Genomic DNA, 22,505 nt, shown 5'->3' with positions numbered 1-22,505 from the left:
CAGCAGGCCGGCCGGCTTCTCCGCCGTCACCGGCACCCGCACCAGCAGGCTCTGCGCCGTGTCTTCAACCTTGAGAAGGCTTTGGTACAGCGCCCCGTTCGTCCCCACCGGCACGTACGGCGCAAAATCCTGGCGTCGCACCCCGAGGTAGATCGTCCACGCCCCGCCCGCCGCCACGGCTTGCGACAGCCCGCCCACGGGAAATTCGACCCATTCCCACTGGTTGCTCGCGTTGCGGGCCTGATACGAAAGCGGCACCGGCCCGGCCAGTTCCGGGAACCCCTCCGTCTCTTCCTCCGACGCCTCCTGTGTCACCCGCACCGCCATCGAGGTCGGCCCGAGGTTCCGGATCGTCAACTCCTGCTGCACCACGTGCGACCCGAAATCCACCGCGCCCACCCCGGACGGCGCCGCGACCAGCGGGCCGGCATACTTCGGATCGCTGTCGCACCCGACCCAGTACGCCTTTCCCGCCGCCACCGTCTCCCGGTTCGGCTGCACGATCGTCACCCCCCGCCCCGCGCTGTTGATGCTGAACAGCTTGTTGTTCACCCCCCGCGTCGTGTCCACCTCCTCCGTGAAGGCGAAGAAGGACGAAAACGTCGGCGGGTTGTTCGGGTGCACCGGGAACCCCACCAGGTTCAGGCCATGCGCGTACCAGTCCGTTAACGGCACGATCACGCGGCCCTTGACCGGCAGCGTGTACCCCGCCGCGTTGGTCGGCACCTTCACCAGGTAGGCCTGCCCCCCTTGCAGCGTGAACAGCCGCGACAGGAACCGGCGCGCATCGTCCGCCGGCAGCCAGACCAGCCAGTGGGGATCCTCGGGCTCCAGCGTGTAGGGGTCGGTCGTGAACTCGATGTGGCTGAACCGCCGGTCCCACTTCCACACGCTCTCGACCGCCCGGTTCGTGAACACCTCGTCCAGCAGCCGCGGCTCCGGTTGGACTTCGAGATAGACGGCGTTCCAGCCGGGCTGCAGGTCAACCGATTGTGTTCGCCACTGGGCCTGGGCAGACCACGAGAGCAGCAGACACACAAAAGCCCATCCCTGGCACGACGTTCTTCGCATCCGTCCTTTCGGGATGCCGCCCTCTCCCGGGGCGCGACCTCATTCCGATCTTTATATGCCCCGCCCCGTCGCCTGGCCAGCACTTTCTGAAAGCCGGATATCCGGCGGCGGAGGCCCACGCCCCGAGGGGTGGAGCGCGGTCGGTTCCGGCCGCCGAAAGCCAGGACTGATTCATAAAGGATCGTAACCCGTTTCAACCATGGAAGAACAAGGCGCGCGCACACCAGGGCATGCGCGGGCCTCGAGGGCGAGGCCGCGCTACACGGACGCCGCGGATGCGGTACTCGGCGTAGCCCGCGACCGCCCCCGGTCGCGGGGCCGTTGGCTCCGCGGATTCCGGACCCCCACGTTTCGCGAGGTGAGTCCCATTGAGAAAAATCGCATTCCCTTCACGGATCGAGGATTCACCGTTCTCATGAATCAGTCCTGGCCGAAAGCAGGCCCAGGCATCCCGCGCTGGTCGCGCGCCGGGTTGGCTGCTACAGTGTGACCGGTATGAGCATCTACGTGGAACTTACACGCGCCTTCAACGACGGCCGGCTGCGGGCGGTGTTGAGCAGCGGACAGGCCGTCGTGCTGCATCGGCTGGCCATCATGAGCAAGGACGGCGACTGGATACTCCGCGAGGAGGACGAGGCCTTGCGCCACGTATTGGCCGTCCTGGCCGAGCGGGGAGGCCGGTATCGCTTCGGGGCCCCGATGGATCTCCGCTGGTTGCGCGGCGGCTGGAGCTCGCATTTCGAGTTCCGCCAGGGCCCCCTGCGCGTTCGAACCGATTTCGTGACCCGCCCCCCGCGACTGTCTCCCGAGAACCTGGAGGCTCTATGGCGCGAGCAGGAGGGCCGGGACATCCCGTTCGTGAAGGCGCGCGATCTGGCGGAACTGAAGAAAACAAACAGGGAGAAGGACTACGCCGTCATCGGGGAACTGGCCCGGTTGCTGGCCGATCCGGCGGACCAGCTACTGGTTTCCCGGAGCGCGCGCGACATCCTGACCCTGGCCGCCGAACACCCGGCGCTCTTTCGAGAACTCGCCCCGCGCCGGCCGGCGCTGGCGGCGGCGACGCGCGGCGGCGAAGAGCTCGAGGCCGCCCTGGATGCCGAGCGAAGGGCATTGATGCATGCCAACGAGAAACGCCTCCAGCGCTACATGCAGGCCGCCGAACCGTGGGCGCGCCTCTGGCCGGGCGTGGCGGAGAAAATCGCCGGCTTGCCCCTCCGGGAGGCCCACGAGGTCATGGCGGCACGGGCGGAAGGCGTTCTCCCCTATGAGCCGGCAGGGGGGCCTCCATGAAAGGCCCGCGAGACGAGTTCTTGAGCGAAGAAGACCTCGATCTGCGCCATCTGTCCGAGGAGGAACTCTTCGCCTGTTGGGATCAATGGCTGGAACAGGCGCAAATCACGAATCCGGCCGACGAGCACTCCTACTCGCACGGCGTCTTTGTTCGCGAGCCCGAGGTCCCCGCGGCCCGTGTCGCGGAACACCGCCCCCCGTACAAGCCGGACTGATACCAAATCCGGGTGAATGCGGGTAGATTTCGGGCTCGCAGGAGCTCGCCCCTCCATGATTCCTGCCACTGGAGGGCGGAGCTCCCGCCTTCGCGCAAGGGCTACGGCGGGCAAGCTTGCGACGCCGTTCGTACCGCCTCTCACCCGTACCTGGTATAAGACAGGTTACGCTTGAATTGCGCTCCCGGCGTCTCCCTTCGGGCTGTGGCTAAAGCATTGAAAGCGGCAGGCTTCCATGTTATTATGCGGGTATGGATGGCAGGGGTGGATACGCGAGCAACGCGGCGACGGTGGCCGTGCTGGTGGATGTCGGCCTGGCGCTCATGCGCCAGAACCTCCGCCGGCGCCACTCGCGGGAGAGTGAGATGGAAATCTCCGCCAGGTTTGGACGCTGGCTCTGCCGTCAAGATGAGCCGGTTCCGGGAGATGTGGCCGGCTCCGTTCGTGTTCGAACAGGAGCGCCATGACGAGGCTCGAAGAGGTCCTTGCGCGGGTCGCGGCCTTGTTCGATGAGCGCGGCCAGCCTTGGGCCCTTGTCGGCGGCCTTGCCGTTTCCGTCCGCACGGAGCCGCGTTTTACCCGCGATGTGGGCTTGGCCCTGGCGGTTCCGGACAATGCCACTGCGGAAGCGATGGTCTACGACCTTCAATCCGCGGGGTAAAGGGCTCTGGCCAGTGTCGAACAGGAAACGACGCATCGGTTGGCGACCGCTCGTCTTGCGCCCGCGGAAGATCCGGCCGCGGGCCTGATGCTCGACCTGCTGTTTGCGTCCTCGGGCATTGAACACGAGATATGCAGGGATGCGGAACGTTTGCCGGTGTTTCCCCTCTGCACGGTCCCGGTCGCCCGGCTTCACCACCTCATTGCGCTCAAGGTCCTCGCGCGCGACGACCGCACCCGCCCGCAGGACGCCGCTGACCTGCGCCAACTGATCCAGGCCGCGCGCATGTCCGATCTGGATGCCGCCCGCCGGGCGCTCGCTCTCATTACCTCGCGCGGATTCAACCGCTGCCGCGATCTTGACGATGCCCTCCGGCGCGCCTGCGAAGAGTTCGGCCATCGCGCCTGACGCGTCGAGCGTCGCCGCTGCCGGCGCCCCGCTCACGGGGCGGATCGCGATCCCCCAGCGTCGCCTCGCCTTGCTCGCGCTGATTTGAATTTGGCGGGTCCGGGACGACAAGGGCCCGCGGCCGAATTTCCGGCCCGGCCCTTGCCGCCCCCCATCAGCCCACGGCCGTGCTCATATGCGCTCCTTTCTCTTCTGCGTCGCATGGCTTGAAACCCTGCGCGGCTTCCACAGCAAGAAAGGAACGAGGCGAGCCCGATTCCACAGAAAAATGAGGGGCCAGCAAGATTCCAAAACGGAGCGCCCCCGCCCCTCCCGACTGGCCACGGCGGACAAAGACAGCCGGCCCTGCGCGTCACTCCACCGTCACGCTCTTGGCGAGGTTGCGGGGCTTGTCGATGTCCGTGCCGCGCGCCTGGGCGGCGAAGTAGGCGAGCAACTGCAGGGCGACGACGTTGACCATCGGCGAGAACTCGTCCCGGACCTGCGGCACGAAGATGATGTCCTCGGCCAGCTTCAGGACGGTGTCGTCGCCGTTGTTGGCGACGCCGATGATCCGGCCGTGCCGCGCCTCGACCTCCTTCATGTTGGAGATCATCTTCTCGTAGACCTCGTCGCGGGTCTTCGTGCAGAGGCACACGACGGGCAGGTACTCGTTGATCAGGGCGATCGGGCCGTGCTTCATCTCGCCCGCGGCGTAGCCCTCGGCGTGCTGGTAGGAGATCTCCTTGTTTTTCAGGGCGCCTTCAAGCGCCGTCGGGTAATTGAACTTCCGGCCCAGGTACAGGGCGCTGGGCCCGTCGCAGTGTTTCTGGGCGATCGCGCGGATCTCCTCGCCGCGCGCGAGGACGTAGTGGATCGCGTCGGGCACGGCGTGCAGGTCGCGCACGAGTTCGGCCTCCTGCTCCCCCGTCAGCTCGCCGCGCAGGCGGCCGAGATGGATCGCGAGCAGCGCGAAGGCCATGAGCTGGGCCGTGTAGGCCTTGGTCGAGGCCACGCCGATCTCGGGGCCGGCCTCCGTGTGGAAGACGACGTCGCTTTCGCGCGCCAGGCTGCTGCCCGGCGTGTTGCAGATGGCCAGCGCCTTGCAACCCGCCCGGCGCGCCTTGCGGATCGAGGCCAGCGTGTCGGCCGTCTCGCCGGACTGCGACACGGACACGACGAGCATGTCGGGCGTGAGCTTGGCGTCCCGGTAGCGGAACTCGCTACCGAGCTCGATCTCCACCGGCAGGCCGGTCAGCGCCTCGATGATGAGCCGTCCGTAGCTGCCGGCGTAGTAGGCCGTGCCGCAACTGATGATGATGATGCGCCGGACGGCCCTCCACTGCGCGTCATCGAAGCCGACGTCCTGGAGGGCGACCGCCGCGGCGCCCTTCGTGTGCTTGTCCAGCAGCGAGCGCAGGACGCGGGGCTGCTCGTGGATCTCCTTGCGCATGAAGGTCTCGAACCCGGCCCGCTCGGCGGCCTCGGCCTGGAGCTTGACCTCGCAGATGTCGGGCTTGACCTCCGTGCCGTCGAGCTTCATCACGCGCACGCCGCCGGCCTTCAGGATGGCCAACTCGCCGTCGTCGAGGTAGATGACCTTGCGGGTCTGGTTGAGAATCGCGGGCACGTCGCTGGCGATGAACTGCCCGTCGTCGCCCACGCCGACGATCAGCGGGCTGCCGAGGCGGGCGGCGTAGATCGTGTCCGGTTCGTCGAGCGAGAGGATGCCCAGCGCGTACGCGCCGCGCGCCTTGGCCAGCGCGCGGCGGATCGCCTCGGGCAGGTCGCGCGCCCCGTCCCTCAACTCCTGCTCGATCAGGTGAGGGACGACCTCCGTGTCCGTCTCGGAGCGGAAGGGGTGCCCCTTCTTCTCCAGGTCCTGGCGCAGCGACTCGAAGTTCTCGATGATGCCGTTGTGGACGACGGCGATCCGGCCGGTGGAATCGGTGTGGGGATGGGAGTTGATCTCGGAGGGCTCGCCGTGCGTGGCCCAGCGCGTGTGGCCGATGCCGGGGGCACCGGCGAGGGGCTGCCGGGCCAGGCTCTCCTCGAGCGAGGCAAGACGGCCCACGCACTTGCGGATCTCCAGCCGGCCCCCGCTCATCACCGCGATGCCGGCGGAGTCGTAGCCCCGGTACTCGAGGCGCTTCAGGCCGTCCACCAGCAGCGGGACGGCGTCCCGGCGACCGACATATCCCACGATGCCGCACATTGGGGCCTCCGATCCGGCGGCGTCCGGCCGCCGGGATGAATACATACGGCAACCGCCCCGGCTCCGCAAGCGTCCATCCCGCGGCGTGTTTGACTTTGCCGCCGTGCTGGGTTAACTCTTCCTCACTTTGCGGGCCCGGCACCCATGACCCTTGACCGCAACCAAAGCAGCTCGGAGGCGCTGGACTTCATCAACGACGGCCTCCTGATCGCCGATAGCCGCGGCCGGATCCTTTTCACCACGCCTTCGATGGACCACTTGCTGGGGCTGCCGCCCGGCGCCGTGCGGGAACTGCGGGCGCTGGCCCCGCACCTGAAACCGGACGGCGAGGCGTCGTTCGACGCCATCCTGGAGGCCCTGGAAAAGAATGGACAGTGGGCCGGCGAGGCGACCAGCCGCCCGGCCGCCGGACTGCCCCGTCTGCTCGACGTTCGGGCCGCGCGGCTGCTGGACTCCGGGAATCGCCCGCTGGCCGACATCCTCGTCGCCCGCGATGTAACCCGGGAGCGCCTGCTGGTGAAGCAACTGATGCAGGCGCAGCAGATGGAGTTGGTCGAGCACCTCTCCGGCGGCATCGCCCACGAGTTCAAGAACCTCCTGACCATCATCATGGCCTATGCCTCCCTGCTCCGGGACCAGATGCCCAGCCCGGAACTCCAGGCCGACGTGGCGCGGATCCAGCAGGCCGCCCAGACGGCGAACGACCTGACGGCCCGCCTGCTGGCGGTCGCCCGCCACACCACCCCGATCGCGGAGGAGATCGATATCCAGGAGGTCCTCGCCGACATCGTCGCCCTGCAGAAGAAGACGCTGCCCCGGCCCATCACCCTGACCATCCCCGAAAAGACGGCCTTGCCCCGCGTGCGGGGCGACCGGGCGGTCCTGGACCGGGCCCTGATCAATCTCTGCATGAACGCGCGGGACGCCATGCCGGAGGGCGGCCGGCTGACGATCGGGGTGGAGCCGGTCCGTCTGGACGCCGCCGAGGTCCAGGCGCATTCCGAGAGGCGCCCGGGATCGTACCTGGTGGTGTCGGTTTCGGACACCGGCGCGGGCATCCCGCCGGAGATCCGGGACCGCGTGTTCGAGCCCTTTTTTACCACCCGCAAGGCGGCCACGGGGATGGGGCTGACCGTGGTCCGGCATGCCATACGGGCCATGGGCGGGTGGATCACCCTGGAGTCGGAGCCGGGCCGGGGCGCCTGCTTCAAGCTCTACCTGCCGACCGTCGAGGCCCCGGCCATGCCGGTCGCCGGCACGGGGGAAGAAGGGCCCGGCCCCACGGGTACGGAACGCATCCTGGCGGTGGACGACGACCCGCTGGCCTTGAGCATCGCGCAGCGCATCCTCCAGCGCGCCGGCTACACGGTCTGGGCCGCGCCCGGCGGGGAGGAAGCCATCGAGCATTTCAAGCAGCACCACGCGGAGATCGACCTCGTGCTGCTCGACGTCGTCATGCCCTTCGTCAACGGCGAGGACGTGTACCGGGAGATTCACCGGATCAAGCCCGGCATCCCCGTGCTGCTGGTCTCCGGGTTCACGCAGAAGACGGCCGAACGGCTCATCCGCATCACGGGCGCCCAGTTTCTCACCAAGCCGTTCACCCAGCGCACCCTGACCCAGGCCGTCCGCGACGCGCTCGACCAGAAAAAGGCGTGAGCGATCCTCCGCATCCGGACCTCGGCGCGGGCGGGCCTACGGGTGCATCACCGCGCGATAGAAGCCGCGGAAGGCGTCGGGCGGATTGGTGTACGTGTTTTCCCCCGGCGTCGCGGGCAGAGGGCCGGCCACCGGGACATAGTCGCCCGCGGGATCGGCCGCCCGCTCCAGCCAGTACGTCTCGTCCTCGCGGCTTCGCCACCGTAGCTCCAGCCCGCCGCCGGCCGGCCGCGGGCCCGCCGTGAAGGCCAGCTCCGTGAACTCGCGCGTGCAGTCCACCAGTTCGTTCGACAGGCCGCCTTCGTGCAGCTCGACCAGCCGGTAGCGACCCGACATGCCGGGGCCCATCGCGGGGTCCGCGAACACATACGCCGCGCCGTTCGGATCCCCCGGCGGGATCGGATCGACGTTGACCTTCACCCACGCGCCGCCCTCGTCGCGGTACAGGTCATAGCCCAGGACATCCAGTTCGACCGGCGTCCGCCAACTCAACAGCGCCTGCCCCTCGTGGGCCCATCCCCGGAAATACCACAGGGGATTGGGATTCCGGCCCAGGTAGATGCCCGCGGGCGTATAATGAATGAACCAGTTTTCGTTGGGCGGCGGCAGCGCCGTCCCGGAGGGCAGCCCCAAAAAGGTCCCGTCAACCCGCGTCGCCCCGCGAACGATCGCGCAGGTGTCCGTCCCCGAAAGCGTTCCCGACACGAGCAGTTGCGCGGCCGGCGCCAGATCGAGCGCCCCGCCCCGCCGGAGATCCACGGCATCATACCCGCCCCCGTCCGCGTCCACCCTAAACCGGCTGCCGTCGCCCAGCGCGACGCGGTTGCTGATCGCCAGCAGGCCGGCCGAGCCACCCGGGTCCAACGTGGCGCCCACGGTCAGCGTGACGGGCCCCTGCACGCAGCCCGTCCCCCCCAATGTGCCGCCGGCCTGGATTTGAACCGCCCCATCGCCCGTGGCCGATCCCGAGCCGCTGCAGGCCCGTAACGTGCCGCCTATCACGGTGGCCCCGCCGGTATAGGTCCCGGCTCCGTGCAACTCCACCACGCCGCCGCCTGTCACCGTCACCGATCCCGCGGCGCCCGCCACGCCCTGCTCGATCACCAGCCGGCTGGCCGCGGCCGCCTTCAACGTCAGCGGCCCGGCCAGGGCCACCGGCCCGGCCCAGGCCCCCGTCGCGACGCCGGACAGCGTGCCCAGGGTCCGGTCGCCCGCCGAGATTTCCAGGCTGTTGGTCAACCGGTTGTTCCCGCCCAGGTAGAGCCCCGCGGCGACGGCGCTCCCCTCGCCCAGGAACACCGGGCCCAGCCCTAACGCCTGATCCGCCCCCGATATGATCTCGCCCTCCGCGATCCGCATGGGTGACTCAAAGCTGTTGTTGGTGTCCAGCCAAAGACGCCCGGCGCCCATTTTATGGATTCCTCCAGCGTTCAGCATGGCCGTCACGACCATGTCGTTCTCCGCCACTCCATTTTCGACTTGGAACACCCGGTCGGTCGCGCCCAGGCTCACGAAGCCCGCCAGCCCCGCGGACTCCGCCGACGCTTCGGCGACGACGTCGGTGACCAGATTCATGGGCCCGTTCCCGGAACTGACGGCCCCGCCGCGCCAGCGAAGCTGCCCGAGCGGGTTGAATAGCCCGAAGCTGTTCAGATCCAGGACGCCGAATTCCCGCACCCGAACGGGATTCGTCGCCGCCAACTGGTTCATCCACCCCACCCGCGCGGTGGCCGCCTCCTCCCCGCCGATTACCAGCGCGCCCGGGACGGCCGGCCCGGTGCCGCGCCCGAGATTCAGGGTCCCCGAATGGACGGCGGTGGTGCCGGCGTAGCTGCTGCTCCCCGTTCCGCCGATGGAAACCACGCCGCCCCCGGAGATCACCACGCCCTCCGCCCCGCCGATGGAGCCTTCCACGTGTAACGTCGCAAACGGTGTCGCGCTCAACGTGGCCGGCCCCGTCAGCGATACCGGTCCGGCCCAGGTGTTGCTGCCCGTGATTCCTTCCAGGGTCCCCGCCAGGTCCAGGGGCTCGGGCGCCGCATAGGAGACGCTGCCCTGCAGCCGCAGGACCGCGCCGCTGCCCACGGCCGTCCCCGCCGCCACCGAGCCCAGGGCGCCGTTGCTGGCCGCGACCAGGATCCCGCCGACGACGAGGGTCGGCCCGCCGTACGAGTTGCTCGCGGCCAAGGTCAGCATCCCCGCCCCGGCCTTGAGCACGAGGCCGGTCCCGCCGAGCGGGCCGCCGGAAAACGCGAACGACCGGGCGACGTTGCTGACCGTCACCGAGGCGGGCGTCAGCCCGGCGGCCATCGCGATGTTGGTCTGGGCCGTCGCATCGGTGAAGCGGACGTGATCCCCGTTATCGTACTGCCCCGGCCAGCCGCCGACGGACCAGTTCGTCGCCGCCGTGTCCCACGCGCCGCTGACCTTGCCCGTCCAGGCGATCTGCGCGCCCTGGTACTGGAGGCTCAACTTCGGCCGGAGCGCCGCGCTGTTGGTTTCGCGGGAGGCAAACTCGCCGGAAACGACGTACCCGCTCCCCTCGAAGCTGCATGAAAACACGACGAGCCCGTTGTTCGGCGCGCCGCCCAGCCAGTTGGTCACGCTCCGCCGGACCTCGAACGGCACCCAGTGGTTCGGCTCGATCGCGCCCGGCACGCTGCCCCCGGCTTCCTTGATCAGGTTGCTGCTGTTGCCGTCGTCGGTTTTGTCCTGCCACCCGCCGTCTTCAGACGTCCACTTATTCGTCTCCACTTCGTCCCGGCCGAAATAGCGCCAACTGGCCCCCTCGCCCGACTGGCCGTTCCGCGTGTTCTCGAACCAGTTCCGGCCCGCGTTCACGCGATAGGGCTTGAGCCCCATGGCGTTCCCCGAGACCATGCTGACCGCCTCCACGTAGAACAGCTCCAGGATCGCCGACGACACGGCGTCATGGGACACCGCCGGCAGGGTGAACCGGACCAGGGCGCAATCCGACTTGGGCCCGCTGTTGTATTTCACCGTCAGCTTGGAGTCGCCGCCGTAGTTGTCGCGCGTCGCGCTCTCGTCCAGCCACGTGTCGCCCGAGCCCGCGTACCCGTTGAGGCCCTGCTGCAGGATCAGCCGGGCGGCGAAGGCGGGGAACCCGACAGCCGCGCAGACCCCGGCGATGGCGAACCAGCGGATGACGTTTCGTGAACACATGACGCCCTCCCCAGCCGTTTTTATCCCCCCGCCGGGAGGGCGCGTCAAGCCAAAGCGGTTTAGAACTGGGCCAGGAACCGGACGTCGTTGTCGTAGAGCATCCGGATGTCCGGGATGCCGTAGAGGATCATCGCGATGCGCTCGACGCCCATGCCGAAGGCGTAGCCGGAGACCTCGTCCGGGTCGTACCCGACCGCGCGGAAGACCTTGGGATTGACCATGCCGGCGCCGGAGATCTCGATCCAGCCGCTGTCCTTGCACACCCGGCAGCCCTTCCCGCCGCAGACGTGGCACGAGAAGTCGTACTCGACGCTCGGCTCGGTGAACGGGAAGAAATGCGGCCGGAACCGCACGCGCACGTCCGGCCCCATCATCTGCCGGGCGAAGTGCGTCAGGTCGCCCTTGAGGTCGGCCATGGAAACATTCCGGTCCACGTACAGCCCCTCGATCTGGTGGAAATTGGCGCTGTGCGTCGCGTCCGTCGTGTCGCGGCGGTAGCACCGGCCGGGCGCGATGATCCGGACCGGCGGCTTCTGCTTCTCCATCACGCGGATCTGCACGGGCGAGGTCTGCGTGCGCAGCAGCTGGCCGGAGGAGAAATAGAACGTGTCCTGCGAGTCGCGCGCCGGGTGGTCGCCCGGCGTGTTGAGCGCGTCGAAGTTGTAATACTCGGTCTCCACGTCCGGCCCGTCGGCGACGGTGAATCCGAGCGAGCGGAAGATCTCCGCGGCCCGCGCGATGACGAGGCTGACGGGATGCCGGGAGCCCAGCCCGCGCCACCGGCCGGGCAGCGACCAGTCCAGCCCCGCGGCGCGGACGGGGGCGGCCTGCTGCAGCGACTGCTTGCGCGCCTCGAGCCGGGCGGCCAGGCCGTTCTTGAGCTCGTTCGAGAGCTTGCCCGCCTCCGGGCGGTCGGCCGGGGCGAGGTCCTTGAGGCTCTCCATGACCCTCGGCAGGAGCCCCTTCCGCCCGAGATACTTGATGCGCACCGCCTCGACGGCGGCGGCGTCCGCCGCGGCGTCCGCGTCCGCCAGCGCCTCGTCCCGGATCTTCCTGATTTCTTCGATCGTCATGCCGTCCGCCCCGTTTTTCCAAGCATTGGAAATTTTTTTGCCGATTTTTCCAAACATTGGAAAAATTTCGCCCATTTTTTCCAATGTTTGGGAAAAAAGCAGTATTTTTTTCCAAACATTGGAAAAAACCGCCGGGCGCGCCATAATGAACGCCGACGCGCGATCCGCGGACTAAAACAGAAACCCGAAAAGGACCCCCATGAAGCGTGGCCTCCGCCTCCTGCTGTTCCTCGTGCTCGCCGCCTCCGCCGCCGCCCGCGACGTGCGCGACTCGATCGTGAAGATCTACACGGTGCACAACACGCCGGACTACTTCAACCCGTGGAGCATGCGCGGGCCGTTCTCCTCCACCGGCTCGGGCTGCGTGATCCCGGGCAAGCGGATCCTGACCAACGCGCACGTCGTCGGCGACCAGACGTTCATCCAGGTCCGGCGGAACGGCGAGGCCCGGCGCTACGTCGCCCGCGTCCTGGCGGTGGCCCACGACGCGGACCTGGCGCTGCTGGCCGTGGATGATCCCGCGTTCTTCGAGGGGGTCGAGCCGCTGGAGTTCGGCGAGCTGCCGCGGACGCAGCAGGAGGTGCTGGTCTACGGGTTCCCGATGGGCGGCGACACGTTGAGCATCACGAAAGGCGTGGTCTCGCGCATCGAGCACCAGAACTACACGCACAGCTCCTGCAACCTGCTGGCCATCCAGATCGACGCGGCGATCAACCCCGGCAACAGCGGCGGCCCGGCGGTCGTGGACGGCCGGATCGTGGGCGTGGCCATGCAGGCCATGCGGCAGGCCGACAACATCGGGTACCTTGTCCCCGCCCCCGTCATCCAGCACCTCCTCCGGGATCTGGAGGACGGGCGGCGCGACGGGATCCCCAGCCTCGGCCTGATGCTGGAGGACATGGAGAATCCCGGCCTGCGGAAGAAGTACAAGCTGCCGGACGACCGGACGGGCGTCCTGATCGTCCGGATCGCCCACGGCTCGCCGACGGAGGCCCTCCTGCGCGAGGGCGACGTGCTGCTCTCGGTGGACGGCCACGCCATCGCCAACGACGGGACGGTCGAATACCGCCCGCGCGAGCGGACGAGCGTGTCCTACTGGATCCAGCAGCACCAGCTCGAGGAAACCGCCAACCTGGAAATCCTGCGGGACGGGGAGGTCCTGCCCGTGCAGGTCCGGCTGACCAGCCGCATGGAGCAGGACTGGCTCGTGCCGCTCGACCAGTACGACATCCTGCCCACCTACTACATCTACGGCGGCATCGTGTTCAGCCCGCTGACGGTCAACCTGCTGCAGGCGTGGGGCGGCAACTGGTACGAGAAGGCCCCGCGCGACCTTGTGGCCCGCCTGGGCTTCAACATGGTGACCCCCGAGCAGGACGAGGTCGTGCTCGCGCTGCGCGTCCTGGCCGCGGATGTCAACGAGGGCTACCACACCGTGTCGTCGTGGACCGTCGAAACGGTCAACGGCGAGAAGGTCCGGAACCTGAAGCACCTGATCGGGCGGATCGAGGGCGCGGCGGACGATCCGTTCATCGTCCTGGAGAACGAGTGGGGCCAGAAGCTCGTGCTGGACCGGGAGCAGGCGGAGCGGACCGGCCCGCGGATACTGGAAACCTACCGGATCCCGCAGGACCGGTCCCTGGACCTGGCGACGCCGGCCCCATGATCTCCGCTCCCCGGTTTCGGCGGGTCCTGTTTGCGGCGCTGGCGGGGCCGGGCGCGGCGGCCTGGGCCGTGTTGCTGCTGGGATTCACGTCGCTGCCGTGGCGCTGCTATCGCTGGCTGGGGTCCGACGAGTTCACGCTGGCCGCCGACCCGCGGTACATCGTGGTCCTGGGCGGCGGCGGCATCCCGAGCGAGTCGGGGTTGATGCGCACCTACCGGGCCGCGGAGGAGGCCCGGCGCTTCCCCGGCGCGGCGGTGATTCTGGCCCTGCCGGTCGAGGGCGAATTCGCGTCCAGCGGTACGGGCCGCATGCAGGCCGAACTGGTTTTACGCGGGATCGCGGCCGAACGCATCCTCATCGAGCCCGAAGGCCGGAACACGCGCGAGCAGGCGCTGAACGTGCGGCGCCTGCTGGAGGAGGACCCGCCCGACGTTCCCGTGCTGCTGGTGACCTCGCCGGAGCACTTGAGGCGCAGCCTGGCGGCGTTTCGAAGGGCGGGGCTCACGGCCATCGCCGGCTCGGCCGTCTACGGCGAATCGCTCGATTCGGCCCTGGCCTACGGCCGGGAAGAACTGGGCGGCGAGGCGCGGCTGCCCGTGCACATCGAGAGCGACTCGCCGCTGCGATACGAATTCTGGAACCAGCTCGGGTACCTTGGCCGGTCGCTTCGCGAACTGGCCGCGCTGGCATATTACTGGGCGAAGGGTTGGATCTGACCGCTCCTTCGGCTCGCGGGGACGCTCGCCCTCCAGTTCGCTATTCAATGTTAGATGGAGGGCGAGCGTCCCCGCGAGCCGTACGCGAGCCGCCCATCACCACCGGATCTCGCTCAACTCGCCCTGCCAGGGCCATAGCTCCGGCCGCTCCACCAACCCGGCGCGCACGGGATTCATGCGAACATAGGCCCTTTTCTCCTCGTAGTGCTCGCGGCTTCGCATCTGCGTATCCCATCCATCGGCTTGCCACCTCCACCTGCGAGCCTCCAGGCTCCCGGTAATACAGCGCTTCAAGTAGGACGACCACGGCTTGATTCCAATGGAAGGTATCGTCGCGGGGGTACAGAACAAGTGAAGGTGATCGGGCATGATCACATAGAATCCGACGCTCCATGCGTTGGCCGCACGGACGCCGGCCAGGAAGGCGTCGTGGAAGGCCCCATGGGCTAGGTGCGGGCCGCGGGGCTTCACGGCCAACGTCAGGAACAGAATAACCGGGATGTTGTGCCGCTCCACGGGCGGCGGATGCACCGGGTGATGCCGTTCAGGATGGCCCGGGCTCATGCTTGGTTCTTCGGCTCGCGGGGACGCTCGCCCTCCAGTTCGCTATTCAATGTTAGATGGAGGGCGAGCGTCCCCGCGAGCCTTTTTCCCGCGAGCCGTTCCGGGATCAGGCCAACTGCTTCTTGGCCATGTCCACGATGGAGGCAAACCCGTCCGGGTCGCGGATGGCGATCTCGGAGAGCATCTTTCGGTTGAGCCGGATGCCGGCCTTGGTGACGCCCTCGATGAACCGGCTGTAGGTCATCCCGAGTTCGCGGCAGGCCGCGGACAGGCGGACGATCCACAGGTTGCGGAATTCGCGCTTGCGGAGCTTGCGGTGCTTGGTGGCCTGGACCATGGCGCGGTCCACGGCCTCGGTGGCCATGCGGAAGCGCTTGCTGCGCCCGCCGTAAAATCCCTTGGCTAGACCCAGGCGGCGTTTCCTTCTCCGGCGCGAGGCCGGCGCGTTCGTGGCTCTGGACATGGTCGTTCTCCTTAGAGAGGCAGGCTGCGGCTGATCCGGCCGTAGTCGGCGCTCGAGACGGTGCTCCCGGCGCGCAACTGGCGCTTGCGCTTGCGGCTCTTGTGGCCGAGCAGGTGGCTCCGGCTGCCGCACGCGTGCTTGATGACGCCGCCCGCGGTCTTGCGAAACCGCTTCGCGACGGCCTTCCTGGTTTTATATTTTCCGGCCATAATACCCTCGATGTTCGTCCGCCCGGCGCGCGCGCCCTTCCGTCCCCGGCGCTTCCAAGCAGGAAAGCGGGGGTTTATACGCGAGAACGATCCGGGAGTCCAGTCCTATTGTGCGGGCGAAACCGCCAGCGCCGCGGGGGCCGGCTTGGCCTCCGCGCCCCGGGGTTTGGCCCCGGGCTTCGGGCACAGGAGCATGAAGATGGCCCGGCCGATGAAGCGGGGCATCTGCTCCGGCGTCCCGAGGTCCTGGCAATCCTTCAGGACCCGGTTCATCACGTTGAACCCGATCTCCTCGTGGGCGCGTTCGCGTCCGCGGAAGAACAGGCCGATCTTCACGCGGTGGCCCTCCTGGAGGAATTCGCGGGTGTGGCGCACCTTGGTCTGGTAGTCGTGGTCGCCGACGTTCGGGTGGAACTGGATTTCCTTGACCCGGGTCGCCGACTGGTGGCGGCGCGCCTGCTTGTCCTTCTTCTCCTGCTCGTACTTGTACTTGCCGTAGTCCATGATCCGGCAGACGGGCGGCTGCGCGTTGGGCGAGATCTCCACCAGGTCCATGCCTTCCCGGGACGCCCGTTCCAAGGCCTCGCGGGTGGTGATGACGCCGATTTGCTGGCCGTCCGGCCCGATGCACCGCACCTCGGGCACCCGGATCCGGTTGTTTACGCGAACGAATGTCTGAATAGCGGCCTCCTGCGTTTTAACGGGGCCCCGCCGGGCCCCTGGTTGTTTCTCCGCGCCTGTGCTTCGCTCACCCCGGGGCCGGGCCCCGGCTGTCCTCCTCGGCCTTCCACATCGCGATCAGCGCGGGGAGGTCCACCGCCCCGCGGTCGCCCTCCGTCCGGCTCCGCACCGCGACGGTCTTCGCCTCGGCCTCCCGGCCGCCGGCGACGAGCATGTAGGGAATCTTCATCAACTGCGCGTCGCGGATGCGCGCGCCCAGCTTCTCCGGCCGCTCGTCCAGGCCGACGCGGAAGCCCGCGTCGCGCAGCGCGACGGCCACCGAGCGGGCGTAGTCCGTCTGCTTGTCCGTCAGCGGCAGCACGCGCGCCTGCTCGGGCGCCAGCCAGAGCGGAAACGCCCCGGCATAGTGCTCGGTCAGGATACCGAAGAACCGCTCGATGCTGCCGAAGAGCGCGCGGTGGACCATGTAGGGCCGATGGTCCTTGCCGTCCGCGCCCGTGTAGGCCATGTCGAACCGCTCGGGCAGGTTGAAGTCGAACTGGATCGTGCTCATCTGCCACTCGCGGCCGATGGCGTCCTTGACGCGCATGTCGATCTTCGGCCCATAGAACGCCCCGCCGCCGGGGTCCACCTCGTACGGGACGCCGGCCTCCTTCAGCGCCTGCTCCAGCGAGCGCGTCGCCTGCTCCCAGCGCTCCGGCTCGCCGACGGCCTTGTCCGGCCGCGTCGAGAGGTACGCCGACATCGAGGAGAACCCGAAGGTCTTCCACATGCGGATGGCGAACTGCATGGCCCGCAGGACCTCGGCCTCGACCTGGTCGGGCGTGCAATAGATGTGCGCGTCGTCCTGGGTGAAGCCGCGGACGCGGAAGAGCCCGGCGAGCACGCCGGCCTTCTCGTAGCGGTAGACCGTGCCCAGCTCCGCCCAGCGCAGCGGCAGGTCGCGGTACGAGCGCTTGTGCGTCTTGTAGATCTGGATGTGGAACGGGCAGTTCATCGGCTTGATGAAGTACTCGACCTCGTCGATCTTCATCGGCGCGTACATGCTCTCGCGGTAGAACCCGAGGTGCCCGGAGGTCTCCCACAGCCCGCTGCGGCCGATGTGCGGCGTGTAGAGCAGGTCGTAGCCGTTCCGGAAATGCTCCTGCCTCCAGAACTCCTCGATGATCGAACGGATGCGCGCCCCGCGCGGGTGCCAGTGGATCAGGCCCGGCCCGACCGCCTCCTGCATGCTGAACAGGTCCAGGTCCCGGCCGAGCACGCGGTGGTCGCGGCGCTTGGCCTCCTCGATCTGCTTGAGATAGAATTCCAGGTTCTTTTCCGTCTCGAACGCCGTGCCGTACAGGCGCTGGAGCATCGGGTTGGTCTCGCGGCCGCGGTAGTACGAGCCCGCGACGGAAAGCAGCTTGATGGCCTTGATCCCGCCGGTCGAGGGCAGGTGCGGGCCGCGGCAGAGGTCGATGAAGTCGCCGCTCCGGAAAAACGTGATCGGCTGGCCCTCGGGGATATCCGCGAGGCGCTCGACCTTGTAGTGCTGGCCGCGCTCCCGGATCAGGCGCTCGGCCTCGGCGCGCGAGACCTCGAGGCGCTCGAAGGCATGGTTCTCCGCGATGATCTTCCGCATCTCCTCCTCGATCCGCGGAAAGTCCTCGGGCGCAAGGCGGTGCGGGAGGTCGAAGTCGTAGTAGAAACCGTCGTCGGTGGCGGGACCGATATCGAGCTGGACGTTTTCGAAAAGGCGGCACACCGCCGCCGCCATGACATGCGCCGCGCTGTGGCGCATGGTGTCCAGGGGGGACAGACTCTCATCCTTCATTCAGGCTCGATTCATTCCTTTCTTTACCGCAGTACACGGCGCAACTTACCCGATGCGGCCCGGGCCTGTCAACCCGCCGTCCGAGCTGCCCGCCTCACCCGGGATTTGACTCCCTCCCCTCTTTTTGCCAAGGTGCCGTCAAGAGGAGTGCGGGCAGGCGGTTTTTTCCACCGGGCCGGAAAGGCCCTGCTGAAAGAAAAAGGAGGGGGTCGGCATGAACAGACTTGGGATCGCGGGACTGGTCTTTCTGCTGTGCGCGAGCTTCGCGGCCGCCGTGGACTGGCGCTACAAGGAAAAAATCACGGCCTCGAACGGCACGACCAACGATAATTTCGGCTGCGACGTGGACGTGGACGGCGAGTGGGCCGTCGTCGGGGCGCACAAGCAGGCCGAAAACGCGGGGGCGGCCTATTTCCACCAGTGGGACGGCACGAACTGGGTCGAGCGCGACCGCGTGGCGGCGTCGGACGGCGCGCCCAACGACGGCTTCGGCCAGGCCGTGGCCCTTTCGGGCGATTCGGCCATCGTCGGGGCCACCCGTCCGATCTTTCCCGACTTCGCCGGCAAGGCCTACGTCTTCGTTCGCTCCGGTACGACGTGGACGGAACAGGCCGCGCTCACCGACGGCGGCCAGTTCTCGTCGTTCGGCGAGGCCGCAGATATCGACGGCGATTACGCCATCGTCGGCGCCCGCCTGGGCACCAACGCCGCGGGCGTCGGCACGGGCGCGGCGCATGTGTTCAAACGGACCGGCCTGCTGTGGGCTCCCGAGGCCACGCTCACGCCGTCCGACGGGGCCAACGGGGACTGGTTCGGCCACGCCGTCGCGATCGACGATCCGTACGCCATCGTCGGGGCCACCGGCCGCAGCAACTTCACGGGCGGCGCCTACCTTTTCCATCGCAGCGGAACCGTGTGGAGCGAGGTGGCGGTGCTGAACAGTCCCGACGACGACCTGAACGACTTCTTCGGCGGCGCGGTGGACATCAGCGGCGGCTGGGCGATCGTCGGGCTCCGCCACGACGGATTCCAGGGAGCTTACCTGTACCGGCTGGACGGCGCGGGCTGGCTGCTCCACACCGGGTTGCCGGATATCTACGGCCGGTTTGACTTCTACGGCGAGGATGTCGCCCTGACCGATCCCTACGCCGTCGTCGGCGGCGGCGAGCACGCCATCCTCTGGAAGCGCAGCGGCACCAACTGGCTCAAGCAAATCTATGTGGGTAGTTCCGCCGACGACTGGAACCTCTCCGACACGCGCCTGGCGGTACACCGCTGGAACATCCTGACCGGACATGACGACGACGATGCGCTCGGCGAAAACGCCGGCGCGGCCTGGATGCTGCCGGTGCAGGACCGCAATCGCCAGAGCGGGCGGATCGCGACCTCCAGGGGCCTGAGGTCCATCGGCTCGGGCGTCGCGGTGGACGGCGAGCGGGCCCTCGTCGGCGCGGAAGGGGGCAGCGTGCCGCAGGATTGGGGCTACGCGGGGGTTTTCGTCCACACCGGCCAGTACTGGCTCTCGGACACGCAACTGATCCCCGGCGACGACACGAACGGCATGGACTTCGGCTCGGGCGCGGCCCTGGCCGGCGACTACGCCGCCGTCGGCGCGAAGGGCGCGACCAACGGCGCGGGCGGCAAGGTGGGCGCCGCCTACGTGTACTGGTTCGACGGCACCAACTGGCTCCAGCAGGCCAAGCTGACGGATTCCGGCGAGGAAGCCGACCAGGAGTTCGGCGCCGCCATCGAGACCGACGGGCGGCAGGTGCTGGTGGGGGCTCCGTTCTTCGACAGCGCGGACGGCAAGGTCGTGACGTACCGCCGCGCGGGCACGAACTGGGTGGAAGGCCCCACCCTGCCCGATCCTGCCATGGACACGGGCCAGTTCGGCTGGGACATCGGCTTCGACGGCACGCGGGCCATCTTCGGCGCGCCGAACGAGTACGAGGGCCCGCACCTGGGCGCCGGCGCGGCGTACATCTACGCGACCGACGGCACCAACTGGAACTTCGAGCAGCGCATCGCGGCGGCCGCGCCGTCGTTCTTCATGCAACTCGGCTCGGCCGTGGACATCGACGACGACTGGGCGGCCTGCGGCGCGCCCACCGAAGACGCGCCGACCAACCAGTTCGGCGCTGTCCATCTCTTCCAGCGCACGGGAGCGACCTGGACGGAGAAACTGCGCATCCCGGCGCCCGAACCGTTCACAAACGGCTACTTCGGCTCCGCCGTGGCGCTGAAGAAGCCCTACCTCCTCGCCTGCGCCAACGGCACGCCGGCGAGCCGCGCGTACATCTTCAAGCAGGACGGCACCAACTGGAACCTGCTCGCCCGGCTGCAGGGCGGCGACCTCGAGGCCAGCGAGGCGTTCGGCTCGCGGTGCGACCTCTCGGACGACTACGCGATCGTCGGCACGGACGTCCAGGAGGGCCGCAAGGCCTACCTGTTCTACCGCGAGGCCTGGGATCCCGAGCCCGAGTTTTCAGCCATCCGGGAAAGCAGCGGCCAGGTCCGCGTGGACATGGCCCGCCTGATCCTGGATTCCACCACGCTCGTGGAACGCGCCCGGACCTTGACGGATCCCGGGGCCTGGACCGAACAGCACCGGTTCATCCCGACCGGGCCGGAGAGCAACTGGGTGGATACCGTGACCCCGGGCACCGGCATCTTCTATCGCCTGCGCTGCAACCCGGAGCCGCTCGCCGGTCCATAGCCGGAGCGGCCTTCGCGCTACAGCTCGGCCGCCGCCCGCCCGGCCCGCTTGCGCTGGATGGAGTTGAGTATCTTCTTGCGCAGCCGGATGTGCCCCGGCGTGACCTCGACGTACTCGTCCGCGGCGATGAACTCGATGGCCTTCTCGATCGTCAGTTCGACGGGCGGCTCGAGGATGATCGCGTCATCCTTGCCCGCCGCCCGGATGTTCGTCAGGTGCTTGGTCCGCGTCGGATTCACCGGAAGGTCGCCGCTGCGGGCGCTGTCGCCGACGATCATGCCCTCGTAGACCTGTTCGCCCGGCCCGATGAACATCCGGCCGCGCAGCTGCAGCGTGTCCAGCGCGTACGAGGTCGCCACGCCGCCCTCCATGGATACCAGCACGCCCGCGCCGCGCGCGCGGATGTCGCCGGTGACCGGCCCGTAGCCCTTGAACAGCCGGCTCATCACCGCCCGGCCGCTCGTCAGGTTGGCCAGCGCGCTCTCGAGCCCGATCAGCCCGCGCGTCGGCGCCTCGGCCTCGATCTGCACGCCGTGCGGGTGGTGCTCCATCTTCGTCACCATCGCCCGGCGGCCCGCGAGATGCTGCAGCAGGTCGCCGAGGATGTCGTCGGGCGTCTCGATCCACAGGGTCTCGTAGGGCTCCTGCCGGACGCCGCCCTCCTCGCGGTAGATCACCTCCGGGCGGGAGACCAGCAGCTCGTAGCCCTCGCGCCGCATCGTCTCGGCGAGGATCGCGATCTGCAGCGCGCCGCGCGCCCGGACGCCGAAGAAGTTCGGCTGCTCCGTGTCGTACAGCTCGATCGAGACGTTCAGCCGGGTCTCCTTGACCAGGCGCTCGCGCAGGTGCCGCGCGGTCAGGTAGCGGCCCTCGCGGCCGGAGAGCGGGCCGTCGTTGACGCCGAACTGCATCTGGATGGTCGGCGGGTCGATCTGCCGGACCGGCTCGGGCTCGCGCTCCTCGGAGTCGCAAACCGTCTCGCCGATGTGCGCGTCCTCGAAACCCGCCAGGCCGACGATCGACCCCGCGACGGCGACCGCGGACTCCGACGTCTTCAAGCCCCGGAAGGTCATCACCCGCGTGATCGCCGCGCGCTCGCGCTTCCCGTCCTTGTGGATGCACACCAGCGAATCGCCCATCTTCGCCGAGCCGGCCAGCACCTTGCCGATGGCGATGCGCCCGATGTAGTCGCTCCAGTCGAGGTTGCTGATCACCATGCGGAAGGGCGCGTCCGGGTCGGCCTTCGGCGCGGGGATGTGGCTCAAGATGGTCTCGAACAGCGGGGTCATGTCCTTCCGCTCGTCCGCCAGGTCGCGCACGGCGTAGCCGTCGCGCGCGCTGGCATAGAGGAAGGGGGCGTGGAACTGGGACTCGCTGGCGTGCAGCTCGAGGAGGAGCTCCAGCACCTGGTCGTGGACGCGCGCGACGTTCGCGTTCGGGCGGTCCACCTTGTTGAGCACGACGACGACGGCCAGCCCCTGCTCGATCGCCTTGCGCAGGACGAAGCGGGTCTGGGCCTGCGTGCCCTCGGCCGCGTCCACGAGCAGCAGCACACCGTCCACCATGGTCAGGATGCGTTCCACCTCGCCGCCGAAGTCCGCGTGGCCGGGCGTGTCCACGATGTTGATCGTCGCCCCGCCCCACTCGATCGAGGCGTTCTTGGCCTTGATGGTGATCCCCTTCTCGCGCTCGAGGTCCATCGAGTCCATGACCCGCTCGACGAGCTCCTCGTTGTCGCGGAAGGTCCCCGCCTGGCGCAGCAGGCCGTCCACCAGCGTGGTCTTGCCGTGGTCCACGTGGGCGATGATGCCGATATTTCGAATGGCGATGCTCATGAAAGGCGGGACACTCTACGCGATTCGCGGGGAAACACAATCGGAATGCGGATCATACGGCTCGCCGGAGGCTCGCCCTCCA

The 22,505-nt window shown here is 68.3% G+C and carries 16 protein-coding genes and 1 pseudogene; 7 read left to right on the top strand and 10 right to left on the bottom strand.

Annotation, left to right across the window (positions count from 1 at the left end; all coding sequences use genetic code 11):
* The coding region (locus KA248_11675; GenBank protein ID MBP7830566.1) for a hypothetical protein at positions 1 to 1,038 on the bottom strand (1,038 nt) is incomplete at its 3' end.
* A 528-nt stretch (positions 1,039 to 1,566) separates the two neighbouring features.
* Here KA248_11675 and KA248_11670 point away from each other — a divergent pair.
* The 3 genes and pseudogenes from KA248_11670 to KA248_11660 all read left to right on the top strand — a co-directional run bounded on the left by KA248_11670 (position 1,567) and on the right by KA248_11660 (position 3,648).
* The gene (locus KA248_11670) at positions 1,567 to 2,364 is read left to right on the top strand and encodes a hypothetical protein (GenBank protein ID MBP7830565.1); all 798 of its coding nucleotides are present in this window, start codon (positions 1,567 to 1,569) and stop codon (positions 2,362 to 2,364) included.
* On the top strand, positions 2,361 to 2,579 hold the full coding sequence (locus KA248_11665) for a hypothetical protein (GenBank protein ID MBP7830564.1): 219 nt from the start codon (positions 2,361 to 2,363) through the stop codon (positions 2,577 to 2,579). Before KA248_11670 ends, KA248_11665 begins: the two co-directional genes overlap by 4 nt.
* 463 nt (positions 2,580 to 3,042) lie before the next feature.
* Positions 3,043 to 3,648, top strand: a pseudogene (locus tag KA248_11660) (nucleotidyl transferase AbiEii/AbiGii toxin family protein).
* Between the two features lie 352 nt (positions 3,649 to 4,000).
* On the opposite strand, the gene glmS reads toward KA248_11660, so the two are convergent.
* Positions 4,001 to 5,842, bottom strand: a complete 1,842-nt coding sequence (gene glmS / locus KA248_11655) for a glutamine--fructose-6-phosphate transaminase (isomerizing) (protein MBP7830563.1) — start codon at positions 5,840 to 5,842, stop codon at positions 4,001 to 4,003.
* A gap of 144 nt (positions 5,843 to 5,986) precedes the next feature.
* On the opposite strand from glmS, the gene KA248_11650 reads away from it, so the two are divergent.
* Positions 5,987 to 7,501 (top strand): response regulator, encoded by a 1,515-nt coding sequence (locus KA248_11650; protein MBP7830562.1) that lies wholly within the window; start codon positions 5,987 to 5,989, stop codon positions 7,499 to 7,501.
* A gap of 36 nt (positions 7,502 to 7,537) precedes the next feature.
* On the opposite strand, the gene KA248_11645 is transcribed toward KA248_11650, so the two are convergent.
* A complete protein-coding gene (locus KA248_11645; protein MBP7830561.1) occupies positions 7,538 to 10,684 on the bottom strand; it encodes a DNRLRE domain-containing protein in 3,147 nt (1,048 codons plus the stop codon).
* Between the two features lie 59 nt (positions 10,685 to 10,743).
* Positions 10,744 to 11,757 carry a phenylalanine--tRNA ligase subunit alpha gene (pheS, locus tag KA248_11640; GenBank protein MBP7830560.1) on the bottom strand — a complete coding sequence of 338 codons (1,014 nt, stop codon included), beginning with the start codon at positions 11,755 to 11,757 and terminating at the stop codon, positions 10,744 to 10,746.
* Positions 11,758 to 11,956: 199 nt separating this feature from the next.
* Here pheS and KA248_11635 point away from each other — a divergent pair, with 199 nt between their 5' ends.
* Complete coding sequence (locus KA248_11635) at positions 11,957 to 13,423, top strand: trypsin-like peptidase domain-containing protein (GenBank protein MBP7830559.1); 1,467 nt, start codon at positions 11,957 to 11,959, stop codon at positions 13,421 to 13,423.
* A complete protein-coding gene (locus tag KA248_11630; GenBank protein MBP7830558.1) occupies positions 13,420 to 14,139 on the top strand; it encodes a YdcF family protein in 720 nt (239 codons plus the stop codon). The genes KA248_11635 and KA248_11630 overlap by 4 nt, the downstream gene beginning before the upstream one ends.
* A 96-nt stretch (positions 14,140 to 14,235) precedes the next feature.
* Here the strand turns inward: KA248_11630 and KA248_11625 are convergent, their stop codons facing one another.
* The 5 genes from KA248_11625 to KA248_11605 all read right to left on the bottom strand — a co-directional run bounded on the left by KA248_11625 (position 14,236) and on the right by KA248_11605 (position 17,872).
* Positions 14,236 to 14,703: a hypothetical protein gene (locus tag KA248_11625; protein MBP7830557.1), complete on the bottom strand. Its 468-nt coding sequence runs from the start codon at positions 14,701 to 14,703 to the stop codon at positions 14,236 to 14,238.
* Between the two features lie 106 nt (positions 14,704 to 14,809).
* Positions 14,810 to 15,166, bottom strand: a complete 357-nt coding sequence (gene rplT / locus KA248_11620) for a 50S ribosomal protein L20 (protein ID MBP7830556.1) — start codon at positions 15,164 to 15,166, stop codon at positions 14,810 to 14,812.
* 11 nt (positions 15,167 to 15,177) lie between these two features.
* Positions 15,178 to 15,375 (bottom strand): 50S ribosomal protein L35, encoded by a 198-nt coding sequence (gene rpmI, locus KA248_11615; GenBank protein MBP7830555.1) that lies wholly within the window; start codon positions 15,373 to 15,375, stop codon positions 15,178 to 15,180.
* 105 nt (positions 15,376 to 15,480) lie between these two features.
* Entirely contained in the window at positions 15,481 to 16,056 is a 576-nt protein-coding gene (gene infC, locus KA248_11610; protein MBP7830554.1) for a translation initiation factor IF-3, read from the bottom strand.
* A 67-nt stretch (positions 16,057 to 16,123) separates the two neighbouring features.
* Positions 16,124 to 17,872, bottom strand: coding sequence for a threonine--tRNA ligase (locus KA248_11605; GenBank protein MBP7830553.1), 1,749 nt, complete (start codon positions 17,870 to 17,872; stop codon positions 16,124 to 16,126).
* 214 nt (positions 17,873 to 18,086) lie between these two features.
* Here KA248_11605 and KA248_11600 point away from each other — a divergent pair, with 214 nt between their 5' ends.
* Positions 18,087 to 20,588: a hypothetical protein gene (locus KA248_11600; protein MBP7830552.1), complete on the top strand. Its 2,502-nt coding sequence runs from the start codon at positions 18,087 to 18,089 to the stop codon at positions 20,586 to 20,588.
* Positions 20,589 to 20,605: 17 nt separating this feature from the next.
* On the opposite strand, the gene typA is transcribed toward KA248_11600, so the two are convergent.
* Positions 20,606 to 22,423 carry a translational GTPase TypA gene (typA, locus tag KA248_11595; protein ID MBP7830551.1) on the bottom strand — a complete coding sequence of 606 codons (1,818 nt, stop codon included), beginning with the start codon at positions 22,421 to 22,423 and terminating at the stop codon, positions 20,606 to 20,608.
* Between the last annotated feature and the right edge of the window lie 82 nt (positions 22,424 to 22,505).

It is taken from the genome of Kiritimatiellia bacterium, from assembly GCA_018001225.1.
Classification (GTDB): domain Bacteria; phylum Verrucomicrobiota; class Kiritimatiellia; order CAIQIC01; family JAGNIJ01; genus JAGNIJ01.
Note: the sequence above shows the minus strand (reverse complement) of the source record. Positions and strands in the feature narration are given on the sequence as shown.

Bases quoted from the DNA above. Each gene is read 5' to 3' on its own strand.
- KA248_11670 (MBP7830565.1), top strand. From the start codon at position 1,567: ATGAGCATCTACGTGGAACTTACACGCGCCTTCAACGACGGCCGGCTG.
- KA248_11665 (MBP7830564.1), top strand. From the start codon at position 2,361: ATGAAAGGCCCGCGAGACGAGTTCTTGAGCGAAGAAGACCTCGATCTG.
- glmS (MBP7830563.1), bottom strand. From the start codon at position 5,842: ATGTGCGGCATCGTGGGATATGTCGGTCGCCGGGACGCCGTCCCGCTG.
- KA248_11650 (MBP7830562.1), top strand. From the start codon at position 5,987: ATGACCCTTGACCGCAACCAAAGCAGCTCGGAGGCGCTGGACTTCATC.
- KA248_11645 (MBP7830561.1), bottom strand. From the start codon at position 10,684: ATGTGTTCACGAAACGTCATCCGCTGGTTCGCCATCGCCGGGGTCTGC.
- pheS (MBP7830560.1), bottom strand. From the start codon at position 11,757: ATGACGATCGAAGAAATCAGGAAGATCCGGGACGAGGCGCTGGCGGAC.
- KA248_11635 (MBP7830559.1), top strand. From the start codon at position 11,957: ATGAAGCGTGGCCTCCGCCTCCTGCTGTTCCTCGTGCTCGCCGCCTCC.
- KA248_11630 (MBP7830558.1), top strand. From the start codon at position 13,420: ATGATCTCCGCTCCCCGGTTTCGGCGGGTCCTGTTTGCGGCGCTGGCG.
- KA248_11625 (MBP7830557.1), bottom strand. From the start codon at position 14,703: ATGAGCCCGGGCCATCCTGAACGGCATCACCCGGTGCATCCGCCGCCC.
- rplT (MBP7830556.1), bottom strand. From the start codon at position 15,166: ATGTCCAGAGCCACGAACGCGCCGGCCTCGCGCCGGAGAAGGAAACGC.
- rpmI (MBP7830555.1), bottom strand. From the start codon at position 15,375: ATGGCCGGAAAATATAAAACCAGGAAGGCCGTCGCGAAGCGGTTTCGC.
- KA248_11605 (MBP7830553.1), bottom strand. From the start codon at position 17,872: ATGAAGGATGAGAGTCTGTCCCCCCTGGACACCATGCGCCACAGCGCG.
- KA248_11600 (MBP7830552.1), top strand. From the start codon at position 18,087: ATGAACAGACTTGGGATCGCGGGACTGGTCTTTCTGCTGTGCGCGAGC.
- typA (MBP7830551.1), bottom strand. From the start codon at position 22,423: ATGAGCATCGCCATTCGAAATATCGGCATCATCGCCCACGTGGACCAC.